Genomic DNA, 13,652 nt, shown 5'->3' with positions numbered 1-13,652 from the left:
GAGCGTCCGGGCGCGTAGCGGAGAGATGTCAGCTGACGCGGATCTTGACCGACGTTCCGGTCTGCTCCACGACGCGGATCTTGACGCCGGTCGCGGGCAGCTTCACCCCGGCGTACGGGATGGCCGGGTCGAAGTAGGAACGCGTGTCGTCGAACAGCGGCACACCGGCCTTGCCCCGGATCAGCGAGGCTTTGCCGTTGACGTGCAGCGTCATCGAGTCGGCCTTGGTGAGCCCGAACGGCGCGTCGTACAGCATGACGCGGGAGCGCCACGGGAGGCCGTCGATGTTGTAGATCGCCTGCGGGTGCGAGTCGATGATCAGGTTGCGGCCCTCGCCCGGGTGCACGTTGACCTGGTTGTCCCGCCAGAACGAGTTGGCGTACGAGATCAGCAGGCCCTGCTGGTAGGCGAAGTGCTCGGTGAACAGCGGCCGGTCCGCGGCCCAGCCGAAGTTGTACGGACCGGTTTTCAGGTACTTGTCGTACGACGTGTAGGTGCGGTTGCCCGCGATGTAGAAGTTGTCGTACGCCTTGGTGACCGACGAGCCGATCGTGGAGAAGCCGGTGGCCGCCCAGGTCGCCGTGCCCTCGGCGCCGTCGGTGGACTGCACCGTGCCGTTCACCTTGATGGTCAGGTCGTCACCGAAGAAGCCGCCGGGGTTGCCGCCCTGATCGGAGGAGTAGCGCAGCCGCAACTGGACCCGCTGACCGGCGTACGCGGTCAGTGGCACCGAGATGTCCGCCCAGGCGGCCTGCGTGCCGGTCAGCACCGGCTTGCCCGCGGTGGTCCGGGGGAACGGCTGCCCGTTGACCGTGCCGTCGAGAGCCGTCCAGGTCCGGTTGTCGGTGGACGCCTCGGCGTACAGGAAGTCGCAGCACCTCTCGATCGCGAAGCGACCCTTGAGGTCGAAGGACGCGCTGGTGGCGCCGGTCAGATCGACCGACTTGCTGAGCGTGGTGTTCAGGTTGTCGTCGTTGCCGGAGAACCACTGCCTGGCGCCCGCGAACGGTGCGCCCACCTGGGTGGTCTTCTGGATGTCCGGCAGCACGACGACCGCCGCCTGGGCCTGATCGGTGTTGTACTCCTGTGGGCCGAGGGTCAGCGTCTTCTTCTGACCGGCCACCACGAGCTCGTAGTCCAGCCAGCCGAGCTGCAGCTTGTTCCAGGCGCCGAGGTCGCCGGGCCGGGTGCCGAGCGCCTCGCCGGTGTCGCTGAGACGGCTCTGGGCCATCAGCGTCCAGAACTCGCTGTTGTTGTTCAGGCCGCCGGAGGTGTCGTAGTCGTCGGGCAGGCCGAGGTCGTGGCCGTACTCGTGGGCGAAGACGCTCAGGCCGCCGTTCTCCGGCTGGACGGTGTAGTCGCCGATCCAGAAGCCGGTGTCGCCGACCTGGGTGCCGCCGTACGGGTTGCCGGCCGGGCCGACGCTGCCGCGGTCGTTCTGGAACGCGAACCAGCGGTGCGACCAGATGGCGTCCTCGCCCTGCTGGCGATCGCCGTCGGCCTGGTCGCCGCCGGCGTGCACGATCTGGAAGTGGTCGAGGTAGCCGTCCGGCTCGTTGAAGTTCCCGTCGTGGTCGTAGTCGTACCGGTCCCACTGGTCGTACGAGGCGAGGTCGGTCTTGATCTGGGCGTCGGTGCGCCCGGCCGCCCGCTGGTCGGCGATCCACTGGTTGGCGGCGTCCTTGACCAGCTGCCACATGAACTCGTCGGTGCACAGGCCGTTGATGTCGCAGTCGCGGCCGTAGCGGGCCTCGTTGTAGCGCACCTTGACCCAGTCGCTGACCTCGCCGTCGACGCTGTAGCGCCCGGAGGACTGCGCCTCGTAGTAGGTCTTCAGCGACTCGACGTTCGCCCCGGTGCCGAAGTACATCTGCTGGAAGTGGTCGCGGTTGTAGTCGGCCTGCCAGACGGTCCGGTTGTCGACCGCGCGGTTGGGCGCCGGGATCGCGTTGTGCAGCGGCCCGTCGAAGGTGGCCGGGCCGATCGTCGCCGGATCGCTGTCCACATCGGGGAAGTCCGGATGCCGTTCGTTGCCGAACTCGGCGAGGATCACGAAGATCTTGTCGGTCTTCTCCCGCGCGAGCTCGACATACTCGCCGTCGGCGAGTTTCGCGACCCTGCTGGCGCCGCGCTTCTCCGCCTTTATCTTCCCCTTGAGGATGCCGTTGACGGCGTCTTGCCGCGACTCGCGGCGCTTCTCCTCGGCAGGGTTCGGTAACTCGTCACTCCCGGTCCGCTTGCCGGCTGCGGCCGGCGTCTCGGGCGGTGCCGCCAGGGCCACCGACGGCAGGGATACGCCGACGCTGGTGACCATCGCGGCGCCAAGCAGTCCAGCGACCACTCTGCGCACTTGAAACCTCCGTTGACTGGGATCCCCGATCGGGGATCCCAGTCAACGTATGCGCATGCATCGATAAGGAGAAGAGGGTCAGTCCTCCGACTTGCGATCTTTCATCCCGGACGAGATGAGGTCCATCACGGCGGAGTCCTGCAGGGTGGTCACGTCACCCAGCGAGCGGCGCTCGGCCACGTCCTTGAGCAGGCGCCGCATGATCTTCCCGGACCGGGTCTTCGGCAGTTCCGGCACCAGCATGATCTGCCGGGGCTTGGCGATCGGCCCGAGCTTCTTCGCCACGTGGTTGCGCAGCTCCTTGATCAGCTCCTCGCCGGCGTCACCCTCGGTGTCCACGTTGCCGCGCGGGATGGTGAACGCCACGATCGCCTGACCGGTCGTCGGGTCGGTCGCGCCGACCACCGCCGCCTCGGCCACCGACGGGTGCGACACCAGCGCCGACTCCACCTCGGTGGTGGAGATGTTGTGCCCGGAGATCAGCATGACGTCGTCGACCCGGCCGAGCAGCCAGAGGTCGCCGTCGTCGTCCTTCTTGGCGCCGTCACCAGCGAAGTAGATCCACTTGTCGCCGCTGCCGCTGCCGCTGCCGCTGCCGCTGCCGGCTCCGAAGCGCGACCAATAGGTGTCGATGAACCGTTTCTCGTCGCCCCAGATGCCGCGCAGCATCGACGGCCACGGCTCGGTAAGCACCAGGAAGCCGCCGCCGCCGTTGGGCACCGGCTCGGCCGTGTCGTCGACCACGTCGGCGGCGATGCCGGGCAGCGCCTTCATCGCCGAGCCGGGCTTGGCCGCGGTGACGCCGGGCAGCGGCGAGATCATGATCGCGCCGGTCTCGGTCTGCCACCAGGTGTCCACGATCGGGCTCTTCTCCCGGCCGACGTTCTCCCGGTACCACATCCAGGCCTCGGGGTTGATCGGCTCGCCCACGCTGCCCAGCACCCGCAGCGAGGACAGGTCGTACTTCGCCGGGATGTCGTCGCCCCACTTCATCATGGTGCGGATCAGCGTCGGCGCGGTGTACATGATGGACACCTTGTACTTGTCGACGATGTCCCAGAAGCGGCCCTTGTGCGGGGTGTCCGGCGTGCCCTCGTACATCACCTGGGTGGCGCCGTTGGAGAGCGGGCCGTAGACGATGTAGGAGTGCCCAGTGACCCAGCCGATGTCGGCGGTGCACCAGTAGACGTCGGTCTCCGGCTTGAGGTCGAAGACGGCGTGATGCGTGTACGACGCCTGGGTCAGGTAGCCGCCGGTGGTGTGCAGGATGCCCTTCGGCTTCCCGGTCGTACCCGAGGTGTAGAGAATGAAGAGGGGGTGCTCACTGTCGAACGGCTGGGCCTCGTGCTCCGGGCTGGCCTGCTCGACGGTCTCGTGCCACCACAGGTCCTTCTCGCCCCAGGTCACGTCCTCGCCGGTGCGCCGGACGACCAGCACGTGCTCGATGCTCGGGCACTGCGCCACGGCCTCGTCCACGGTGGGCTTGAGCGCCGACGGCTTGCCGCGCCGGTACCCGCCGTCCGCGGTGATCACCAGCTTGGCGTCGGCGTCCTGGATGCGGGTGGACAGCGCGTCCACCGAGAAGCCGCCGAAGACGACACTGTGCGTGGCGCCGACCCGGGCGCAGGCCAGCATCGCGACCGCGGCCTCCGGGATCATCGGCAGGTAGATCGCCACCCGGTCGCCCGCGCCGACACCCAGCTCGGTCAGCGTGTTCGCCGCCTGGCTGACGCTTTTCAGCAGGCCGGCGTACGTGATGGTGCGGGTGTCGCCCTCCGGCTCGCCCTCCCAGTGGATCGCGACCTTGTCGCCGTTGCCGGCCTCGACGTGCCGGTCGACGCAGTTGTAGGCGATGTTCAGCTCGCCGCCGAGGAACCACTTCGCGAACGGCGGGTTGGACCAGTCGACCGCCTGGTCCCACTCCTTGGCCCAGGTGAGCCGGCGGGCCTGTTCCTCCCAGAAGCCGATGCGATCCGCGGCGGCCCGGTCGTACGCGTCGGCTTTGACGTTGGCGTCCGCGGCCAGCGCCTCCGGCGGCGGGAACTGCCGCGTCTCCGAGTACAGGTTCTCCAGGCTCTTGCTCATGAGTGCGGCTCCTATGCCGTGACCGGGGCTTTCTGACGACATTAGTTGCGCCGGGCGGGCCCGGCGAGGGTTGCGGCGGGTAGCGCGCTCTGCGGTCGGCAATGCGCGCCGGTTGACGTCCCGCTGCGTGTTACTGCTCGGATCTTGCCGTAAACGAGCCCATCGGCGCATCCTCCGGGGCCCGTTACCGTAGTGCGGTGCCTACCGATCCGCTAGCGCCCCTGCTCGATCTCGCCGATGTCGCATCCGCCTTCTCCGCCGCTCAGGCCAAGGTCGACGACGCCATGCGGCATCGTGCGCTGCGCCGGCACGGCGGTCGGGTCGCGGCCGAGATCAGCTTGCGCTCGGCGGTGGCCTCGGCAGGTCTCGAGGGTCACGCGTACGACCTGGAGGACGTACGCGCCGGAACGGTGACCGACCCGATCGTCCAAGGCGCACTGCGCATCTTCTCCGCCGACCTCGCCGACCTCTGGCTCCAGGCGCCGCGGCAGGCGCTGGCCCGGCTGCACGTGCTCGCCGCCCGCGGGGTCGTGCCCGAGGTGGAACTCGGCCGTCCGTCGAGCGCCGCGGACCGCATCGACGCGCTGTCGGGACTGGTCGTCGGCAACTCCGCGTGGACCACGCCGCCGATGCTGCTGGCCGCCGTGGTGCACGCCGAGCTGCTCACGCTGCGCCCGTTCGCCGGCCCGGCCGGGGTGGTGGCCCGGGCCGCGGCGCGTCTCACCCTGATCGGGCGCAGTTTCGACCCCCGCGGTCTGGTCGCGGCCGACGTCGGTCACCGTCTTCGTGAGCCCGAGTACGTGGGAGCGTCCGGCGCCTACGCCACAGGGACGCCGGACGGGCTCCGTTCCTGGCTGAGGCACTACGCGGCAGCCGTGGAAGCAGGCGCCGACGAATTGATCACGGTTGGTGATGGGGTGCTCGCGGCGGCCTAACAGCCTAGAGTCACCTCACCCGGATGGTGGCGATGTGCGTCGATTTCGGGGCCGTCGCGCGTGTCGTTGGCATACTTGCGCCCGTGAACCTCGCCGAGTCCGACGCCTGGGTCCGTCCGTACACGCCCGGCACCGGCCGCTGGATCGTCATCGGCTGGGAGGCGATCGCGCTCGGGCTGCTGGGCTGGACCAGCACCGACGCATTCGACCTGAACTGGCACGGCATCCGGGTGATGGCGTCGATCCTGGCCGTGGCGTGGGTGCTCGGCTCCTGGCGGATCCTGCAGATGGGCGCCTACGTCAGCTCGCGTGGCCTGTTGATCCGCGGGCTGCTGCGGTCACGCACGCTGACCTGGCGGGAGATCGCCCACGTGAAGCTGCACAAGGCGACGCACCGGCTCGGCCCGTGGGAGATCGAGAGCGGCATGACCGTGCTGATCGAACGGCCCGACGGCACCACGGTCAACACCGAGCTCTGGGCGCAGGGTGTCGACTTCCACTCCCGGCCGAAGCTCTTCCGCGCCGTCTATCACGAACTGCGCAATCGGCACCTGGCCGCGGTCAACGCCTGACGCTTGGCTGGTCCACACCCGACCGGTCGTGGCTGGGCCCGGCCGTTTCTGCTCCCAGCCGTTTCTGTCCCCGGGCGTTTTCGTCCCTGGAGGTTTCTGTCCCTGGACGTTTCTGTTCCTGGGCGCTTCTGTCCCTGGACGTGAAGAACGGCGCCTCGAAAGGCGCCGTCCTTTCGCGCGTCCGGACCGGGATATCAAGCGTGCACCTGGGTCGTTGTCGACAGTCCTGAGGCCGCCCGAGCCTCGCGACTCGTGGTGGCCGAGGTCCCGCCGCAACGTGCCTGCCGTGGCTGATCGCGCGTGGGTTCCCGGCGGCCGTGCACGGGATCCGATCTCTCATCTCCCGCTCGTTCTTTCTACGCCCGACCGCCCTTGATCGCCATGGGTTCAGCCACCAAAGTTGGACTTTCCGCAATCAGTCAGACACTTTCGTCATCTTCATTTGTCGCTCGCGGCCCCGCCGCCACCCCCGCCCCGGAACTGGGAGGGCGCCAACGTAGCGCCGACGACCGACAGTTTTCGACGTTATCCACAGGCGCGTGGCGATCCCTCGGAAGGTGGCGGCGCGGGCCTTGCTTTGCTCGGGCGGCGGCACACGCCGCGCGGTGGCGGTGCGTCATGAGATGGCGGCGCGGGCCTTGCGTTTCTTCAGGCGGCGGCGCGGGCCTTGCGTTTTCCTCGGACGGCGGCGGCGCCCGCCTTGCGGTTCCTCAGACGGCGGCGGCGCGGGCCCTGCGGTGGCGCCCGTAGATGGCCAGACCGATCGCCACGCCGACCCCGACACCCAGGGCGGCGGCCGCGACCGGGACGGCGGGCCGCTCCCGGAGCCGGCGCCCCAGCGGGATCGGGTGACGGAACTCCAGGACCGGCCACGAATGCTCGACGGCGACGCGGCGCAGGGTGCGGCTCGGGTTCACCGCGCTGGGGTGGCCGACCACCTCGAGCAGCGGAAGGTCACTGCTCGAATCCGAGTAGGCGTAACACTCCGCCAGGTCGTAGCCGCGGTTCTCGGCCATCTCGCGTACGCCGTCAGCCTTGTGCTCTCCGGCCGCGTAGAACTCGATCTCGCCGCTGTAACGGCCGTCGACGACCCCCATGCGGGTGGCGATGATGTCCGTGATGCCCAGCAACGCGCCGATCGGGCGGACCATCTCCTCGCCCGAGGCGGAGACCAGGACCACGTCGCGGCCGGCCGCCTGGTGCTCGCCGATGAGTGTGGCGGCTTCGGCGTAGACGTACGGATTGATGAGCTCTTCGAGGGTCTCGGCGACGATCTGGCGCACCTGCTCGACGCGCCAGCCCTTGCACAGCGCGGCGAGGTAGTCGCGGGTGCGGGCCATCGTCTGATCATCGGTGCCGCCCAGCCGGAACATCAGCTGCGCGTAGGCGCTTTTCACGACGTCCTGACGGCTGATCAGGCCATCACGATAGAAAGGCCGTCCGAAGGCCAGTGCACTGGACTTGGCGATGACGGTCTTGTCGAGGTCGAAAAACGCGGCGCTGCGCCCCACGGGCCGAAAGTGTAACGGCTCGCCGCACCCGGCTGCAGACCCGCCGTGCCCGCCATCACGCCAGGTGACGGAAAGAAAACGGCCAGAACGGGGGAGTTGATTACGCGGGGTACTCGACGGTCGGCTTGGACTGAGGCAGACTTGTGTTGCGACAGAGATTCATGTTGCATTCCCACCCTGGGCTCTCGGTGGTTGCGCCCCCCGCGATCACCGGGTTGATTCGGCTCGACCCCCCCGGAGCCGAATCCAGGGACGGCCCCCGTCTCCCCCGACGGGGGTCGTCTTCTCTCTCAGGCCCCGGCTGCCTCGGAGTCCCGGAACTGTTCCGACCCGAACTGGCCGATGCTCGCATCGTCGATCTCGGTCAGGCCGAAGAGTTCGTTCAGCCCGGTCACCGACAGGACGCGGCGGAAGTTCCGGGTCGGATTGACCACGACGAAGCGGCACTCCCGCTCGGCGGCGGCGTGGTAGCCCTCGATCAACGCGCCCAGCCCGGTCGAGTCCACGAACGACGCGTCCTTCAGGTCGACGTAGACCACGGGCGGCTCGAACTCGGCGACGGCGTCGCGGATCCCCTCCGCCACCTCGGGAGCGTTGGAGAAGTCGACCTCGCCCGACACCGCCACGATCGCCGCGCCGTCCTCGGCGGCGGCGGTCAGGATCGAAGTCTCCATGCGCACTCCATCGCGTTCGTGTCGCATCAACATACCCAAGACCGGCCGACTCCACTCGCCCGGTTTTGGTCAGTCCCGGTAGCACGTCAGCCCCACCCGAACGGGTTATCCACAGGTAACGGGGTTGTCCACAGGAAGGCGATCGTCCGCCGCCGGGACGGTCGCGAACGAGCCACGGTGTGAGCCCACCGCTCACCTGGAGGCCCGATGCCCCTGTCGCCCGGACCGCGTCTGCCGCTCGTGGTCACCGCCGACTCCGACCTGCTCGACGACCTTCTGCGTCTCGCCGCCGCCGGTGGCACCGAGGTCGACGTCGCGCACGACCCGGCCGCCGCCCGCCCGAGATATGCCGGAGCGCCGCTCGTCGTGATCGGCTTCGACCAGGTCGAGGCGTGTCTGCGCGCCCGCCTGCCACGCCGCGAGCGAGTGATCATCGTCGGACACCGGGGCATGCCCGACGAGACCTGGGAGAGTGCCCAGCTGCTCGGCGCCGAGCACGTAGCGGCGCTGCCCACCGCCGAGCCCTGGGTGGTCGACCGCTTCGCCGACCGGCCCGCCGTGCGTACGTCCGCACGCGTGCTCGCCGTGATCGGCGGCCGGGGTGGCGCGGGCGCCAGCATCCTCGCCGCCGGGCTGGCCGTCACCGCCGTGCAGGGCGGGATGCGCACCCTGCTGGTCGACGCCGATCCGCTGGGCGGCGGCCTCGACCTGGTGCTCGGCTGGGAGGGGGTCGGCGGCCTGCGCTGGCCCGCCCTGGCCGGCGCCGACGGCCGGGTCGACCCGCCCGCCCTGATGCAGGCGCTGCCCAGCCGCGGTGACCTGGTGCTGCTGTCGTTCACACGGAACGACGACCTGCTGCCGGTGCCCGGGGAGGCGATGGCCGCCACGCTGGACGCGGCCCGCCGCGGACGCGACCTGGTCGTCATCGACCTGCCCCGGCGGCTCGACGACGCCGCCACGCTGGCGTTGCAGGCCGCCGACCGGACCCTGCTCGTGGTGCCCGCCGAGTTGCGCGCCACCGCGGCGGCCGCCCGGATCGCGGCGATGGTCGGCCACCACTGCGACGACCGGGCGGTGGTGGTGCGCGGCCCGGCGCCGGGGCGGCTGAAGGCGAAGGACGTCGCCCAGGCCCTCGCGCTGCCACTGGCGGGTGCGCTGCGGGCGGAACCAGGCATATGCGAGGCCCTGGAACGCGGCGAGGCGCCGGCCGTCACCGGCAAAGGTCCCCTGGCCGAGCTGTGCCGCGACCTGCTCGGCGCGGCGGCGTGAGCGGCGACCTGCCTGCCGGCATGGCCGAGCGGGTGCGGCGGCAGTTCGCGGTCGAGGGCACGGATGCGACGCCCGCGGCGGTGGTCACGGCGGTCCGGTCCGAGCCCGCGCACGCGGTGCTGGGCGACACGACGGTGCTGCGGCTGGCCGGCCGCGTGCACGACGAGCTGGTCGGCGCCGGGCCGCTGGCCCCGCTGCTCGACGATCCCCAGGTCACCGATGTGCTGGTCAACGGCACCGAGGTGTGGGTCGATCGAGGCGCCGGTCTGGTGCGGGCCGAGGCGCGGGTCGGCGAGACCGATGAGGTACGCCGGTTGGCACAGCGCCTGGCTGCCGCGTGTGGCCGGCGGCTCGACGACGGCCAGCCGTTCGCCGACGCCCGGCTGCCCGACGGCACCCGCCTGCACGCTGTGCTGCCGCCGATCGCAACCTCCGGGCCGTACCTGTCGTTGCGAACCTTCCGCCAGCGCCCGTTCACCCTGGATGACCTGGTGGCCGACGGCACCGTGGGGACCGGGCCGGCCGAGGTGCTGGCCGCGATCGTGGCGGCCCGCCTGGCGTACCTGGTCACCGGCGGCACCGGCAGCGGCAAGACCACCCTGCTCGGGACGCTGCTCGGCCTGGTTCCGCCCACCGAACGGATCGTGCTGGTGGAGGACGCGGCCGAGCTCCGGCCCACCCACCCGCACGTGGTGGCGCTGCAGGCCCGGACGGCGAATGTGGAGGGTGCGGGGGTGGTCGGGCTCACCGATCTGGTACGCCAGGCGCTCCGGATGCGTCCCGACCGGCTGGTCATCGGCGAATGCCGCGGCGCGGAGATCGCTGACCTGCTCGGGGCGCTGAACACCGGCCACGAGGGCGGCGCCGGAACCCTGCACGCCAACGCGCCGGCCGACGTGCCGGCGCGGCTGGAGGCGCTGGGGTTGCTCGGCGGGCTGCCACGGGCGGCGCTGCACGCCCAGGTGCTGGCGGCGTTGCAGGTGATCCTGCAGGTCAAACGCACTGCGGCGGGCCGCTTCCTGGAGTCGATCAGCATCCTGCTCCCGCAAGGACACGAACGCCTGGCCACCGTGGTCACGGCCTGGCACCGCACCGGCGGCCAGGGTCCTGCGGCCGAGGCGCTGGCTCAGCTGCTCGCCTCCCGGGGCGTCCCGGTCCCGCCCCTCCTCGCACCGGTCCCGCCCCTCCACGCACCGGTCCCGCACCCGCCCGCCCCGCCCGCGATGCCTCCGCCCTTGCCCGTGCCCGGTGCGGCGGCGACCAAGGCTCGTCCGTGGGCCGATCTCCTGGAGCCGGACGAGTCCGGCGGCGCAGTCCGGCAACGTGCGCCCTTCGAGCGACGACAGGTGGCACCCGGCGTCGGTCGCCTCGCTACCGACTGGGCCGATCGGCCGGCGCCGGTGGTCAAGGCGGCGCCGGTGGTCAAGGCGGCGCGGGCGGATGGGCCGGCGTCGACGGACCGGCCGGTGGCGGCGCCTGCACCGGCGGATACGCCGGCCCGCCGCGTTCGGCCCGGGCTCGAAGTGCTGGCGGGTGTGCGGCGATGAGTGACGACTTTCGCGAGCTGGCGCTGCTGCTGATCCTGGTCGCGCTGGTCGTCGTGCCGGCCGCCGGCCTTCGGATCAGGCGGCTGCGGGCGCCGCTGCGGCGGTTGCGGTCGGCGGGCGGCGGAACGCGTCGCACGGTCGACCTCGGTGCGGTGCGCTCGTATGTCGCGCGGGTCGCGGCATCCGACCCGCGCCGCGTGATCGCCTTGGGCGCGGTCGGGGCGGCCGGCGCCGGGCTGCTCACCGGAGGTCCGGTGGCCGCGATCGTCGGGGCGGTCTACGCCCTGCTGCTGGTCCGGACGTTGCTGCGGGCGACGGCTCGGCGGGCCGCATCGGCGGCGCGTTCGTCCAGCCTGGACGAACTGTGCTCGCTGGCCGGTGGCCTGCGCGCCGGGCTGCCACCGGCGGCCTGCCGTGCGGCGGGAAAGCTGGCCGATCGGCGTCTCGCGGAGCTGACGGCCGCGGTCTGGCGCCTGGCCGAGCGGACCGGCGCCCCGGCCGCCGACCTGGTCGAACGCATCGAGGACGACGCTCGGGCCGCCGATCGCGCCACCGCGTCGGCCCGGGCTCAGGCGGCGGGCGCGCAGATGACGGCGCTGCTGCTGGCGGCGTTGCCGCCGGCCGGGATCGGGCTGGGCTACAGCATCGGCGCCGACCCGGTTCAGGTTCTCTTCGGTACGAGGCTCGGCGCGGCGTGCGCTCTCAGCGCCGTGACGCTGCAGGCCGCCGGGCTGCTGTGGTGCGACCGGATGAACGCCGGGGTCACCCGATGACCGCCGACCGCGAGGTGTGCGGGGCCGACCGCTTCATGCGCAGCAGCGGGCCTTCCGCCGTCCCCCTCAGGGCCTGCTGCGCAGCAGCGATCTTGCACGCCGCGGAGGGTGAGGAGTCCAGCGCGCCGTTTGTCTGCGCCGAGGCCGACCGGCTGACCACCCGGACCGAACCGAAGGCCGCACCCATCTCCGCCGGCGACCGCGCATGACCGTGTCGGCGTCCGCGGGGCGGCCACGCGTGACCGCGCCGGCTCGGCTGCATCTGCTGATGGCGGCCGGTGTCGCGGCAGGCGTGGTCGTCCTGGCCGGGACGTGGTGGGCGGTGCCGCCGGCGATCGGGGCCGGTGTCGGGGCGTGGCGGTTCCTCCGCACCCGGGAGCCGGGTCACGTGCGCGAGGCGCGACTCCGGGCCGCTGCCGACCTGCCGCTCTGCGCCGACCTGCTGGCCGCGGCGCTGCGGGCCGGGACGCCGGTCGACCGGGCGGTGTTCGCGGTGGCCGACGCGCTCGGCGGTCCGCTGGGGGAGCGGCTCGAACGGACCGCCCGCTCCCTGCGGCTGGGGGCCGGACCGGATGAGGCGTGGGCGCACCTGTCCGATGTGAGAGGTGCGGATCGCCTGGTGACGGCGGCGATCCGGTCCAGTTCCAGCGGCGGCGCGCTGGCCGGGGCGCTCACCAGGCTCACCGACGACCTGCGGGCCGATCGGGGAGTCGCCGCCGAAGCCGCGGCGCAACGGGCCGGGGTGCTGATCGTGCTGCCGCTCGGGCTGTGCTTCCTGCCCGCCTTCGTACTCGCCGGCCTCGTGCCGGTGCTGGTCGCCCTCATCGGCGACATGTTGTGAACCAACCACCCCACAGTAAGGAGAACCACGTGCACAGACTCAAGGCCCGCGTCGTGCGGCTGACCAGAGAGGCGGCAGAGGCGGGAATGAACACCGCCGAGTACGCCATGGGGACGATCGCCGCGGTGGCGTTCGCCGGGCTGCTCCTCAAGGTCCTGTCGAGCGCCAAGACTCAGGCGGCGCTGGCCGGCATCGTCGAGAAGGCACTGAGTTGAGCCGGCGCCGGTGGCCCGGTGGCGACCGTGGGTCGTTCACCGCGGAGTTCGCCGCCGGGCTGCCGGCGCTCCTCCTGCTGCTGTACGCGGGCCTGACCATCGTGGACGCCGTCGCCACCAAGATCGAGTGTGTGGACGCCGCCCGGGAAGGCGCCCTGGCGGCCGCGCGCGGCGAGCCGGCCGCCCCGGCGATCGAACGCATCGCGCCGGAAGCTACCCACGACGTGGCCCCGGGTACCGACCTCGTCACGGTGACCGTGGTGTCCCGGCTGCGCCCGATCGGCGACCTGACCCTGCCGATCACCGTCACGGCCGAGGCGACCGCCGCCCGCGAACCCGCCGCCACGGACCCGATCCCATGACGCCCGCTTCCCCTACAGCCTGCGCTGACCGCTCGAGCCGCTCGAACCGGGCCGACCGCTCGGACGGCGCCGGCTGCTGGGACGGCGCCGGCTGCTGGGACGGCGCCGGCTGCTGGGACGGCGCCGGCTGCTGGGACGGCGCCGGCTGCTGGGACGATGCCGGCCGCGCCGGCCGCTCGGACCGTGGGGCGGCCTCGGTCCTGGTGCTGGCCATCGGGCTCGTCCTGGTCGCGGCCGGGCTCGTCGGCGCCCTGGCGGCGAACGCCCGCGTCGCCCGGCACCAGGCGCGGACGGCGGCCGACTTCGGCGCGCTCGCCGGTGCGCTCCGGGTGGCCGAAGGGCCGAAGTCCGCCTGCGCGGCGGCCGGCCGCCTGGTCGAGGCCAACGGCGGCGCGCTGGCGTCGTGCGAGATCGAAGGGTTGGAGATCGTCGTCCACGTGACCGTGACGACGGGCCGCCTCCCGAGGCCGGCTCGCGCCGCGGCCCGAGCCGGCCCGCTCTCGGCCCCGGCCGGATAG

Annotated in this window: 13 protein-coding genes and 1 pseudogene; 10 read left to right on the top strand and 4 right to left on the bottom strand. The window is 71.7% G+C overall.

Annotation, left to right across the window (positions count from 1 at the left end; all coding sequences use genetic code 11):
• Positions 1 to 28 precede the first annotated feature (28 nt).
• Positions 29 to 2,314: an immune inhibitor A domain-containing protein gene (locus QSK31_RS27265; protein ID WP_502873021.1), complete on the bottom strand. Its 2,286-nt coding sequence runs from the start codon at positions 2,312 to 2,314 to the stop codon at positions 29 to 31.
• 114 nt (positions 2,315 to 2,428) lie between these two features.
• Positions 2,429 to 4,435: an acetate--CoA ligase gene (gene acs, locus QSK31_RS27260; RefSeq protein WP_285687203.1), complete on the bottom strand. Its 2,007-nt coding sequence runs from the start codon at positions 4,433 to 4,435 to the stop codon at positions 2,429 to 2,431.
• A gap of 197 nt (positions 4,436 to 4,632) precedes the next feature.
• On the opposite strand from acs, the gene QSK31_RS27255 reads away from it, so the two are divergent.
• Positions 4,633 to 5,370 (top strand): Fic family protein, encoded by a 738-nt coding sequence (locus tag QSK31_RS27255; protein WP_285687202.1) that lies wholly within the window; start codon positions 4,633 to 4,635, stop codon positions 5,368 to 5,370.
• 83 nt (positions 5,371 to 5,453) lie between these two features.
• Positions 5,454 to 5,942, top strand: a complete 489-nt coding sequence (locus tag QSK31_RS27250) for a PH domain-containing protein (RefSeq protein WP_285687201.1) — start codon at positions 5,454 to 5,456, stop codon at positions 5,940 to 5,942.
• Positions 5,943 to 6,652: 710 nt separating this feature from the next.
• Here the strand turns inward: QSK31_RS27250 and QSK31_RS27245 are convergent.
• Entirely contained in the window at positions 6,653 to 7,453 is an 801-nt protein-coding gene (locus QSK31_RS27245) for an HAD family hydrolase (RefSeq protein ID WP_285687199.1), read from the bottom strand.
• A 290-nt stretch (positions 7,454 to 7,743) separates the two neighbouring features.
• The gene (locus QSK31_RS27240) at positions 7,744 to 8,127 is read right to left on the bottom strand and encodes an STAS domain-containing protein (protein ID WP_285687197.1); all 384 of its coding nucleotides are present in this window, start codon (positions 8,125 to 8,127) and stop codon (positions 7,744 to 7,746) included.
• A gap of 207 nt (positions 8,128 to 8,334) precedes the next feature.
• On the opposite strand from QSK31_RS27240, the gene ssd reads away from it, so the two are divergent.
• The 8 genes and pseudogenes from ssd to QSK31_RS27200 all read left to right on the top strand — a co-directional run bounded on the left by ssd (position 8,335) and on the right by QSK31_RS27200 (position 13,652).
• Complete coding sequence (ssd, locus tag QSK31_RS27235) at positions 8,335 to 9,396, top strand: septum site-determining protein Ssd (protein ID WP_285687196.1); 1,062 nt, start codon at positions 8,335 to 8,337, stop codon at positions 9,394 to 9,396.
• Between the two features lie 20 nt (positions 9,397 to 9,416).
• Positions 9,417 to 10,565 (top strand): annotated as a pseudogene (locus QSK31_RS27230) (TadA family conjugal transfer-associated ATPase); the annotation flags it as partial.
• A gap of 374 nt (positions 10,566 to 10,939) precedes the next feature.
• Complete coding sequence (locus QSK31_RS27225) at positions 10,940 to 11,716, top strand: hypothetical protein (protein WP_285687195.1); 777 nt, start codon at positions 10,940 to 10,942, stop codon at positions 11,714 to 11,716.
• The gene (locus QSK31_RS27220) at positions 11,713 to 11,925 is read left to right on the top strand and encodes a hypothetical protein (protein WP_285687193.1); all 213 of its coding nucleotides are present in this window, start codon (positions 11,713 to 11,715) and stop codon (positions 11,923 to 11,925) included. The genes QSK31_RS27225 and QSK31_RS27220 overlap by 4 nt, the downstream gene beginning before the upstream one ends.
• Complete coding sequence (locus tag QSK31_RS27215) at positions 11,922 to 12,557, top strand: type II secretion system F family protein (RefSeq protein ID WP_502873016.1); 636 nt, start codon at positions 11,922 to 11,924, stop codon at positions 12,555 to 12,557. Before QSK31_RS27220 ends, QSK31_RS27215 begins: the two co-directional genes overlap by 4 nt.
• Before the next feature lie 86 nt (positions 12,558 to 12,643).
• A complete protein-coding gene (locus QSK31_RS27210) occupies positions 12,644 to 12,772 on the top strand; it encodes a DUF4244 domain-containing protein (RefSeq protein ID WP_285687331.1) in 129 nt (42 codons plus the stop codon).
• Entirely contained in the window at positions 12,769 to 13,134 is a 366-nt protein-coding gene (locus QSK31_RS27205) for a TadE family type IV pilus minor pilin (RefSeq protein WP_285687192.1), read from the top strand. Before QSK31_RS27210 ends, QSK31_RS27205 begins: the two co-directional genes overlap by 4 nt.
• A complete protein-coding gene (locus QSK31_RS27200) occupies positions 13,131 to 13,652 on the top strand; it encodes an Rv3654c family TadE-like protein (RefSeq protein WP_285687191.1) in 522 nt (173 codons plus the stop codon). The genes QSK31_RS27205 and QSK31_RS27200 overlap by 4 nt, the downstream gene beginning before the upstream one ends.

This window comes from Actinoplanes sp. NBRC 103695, assembly GCF_030269485.1.
GTDB lineage: Bacteria > Actinomycetota > Actinomycetes > Mycobacteriales > Micromonosporaceae > Actinoplanes.
Note: the sequence above shows the minus strand (reverse complement) of the source record. Positions and strands in the feature narration are given on the sequence as shown.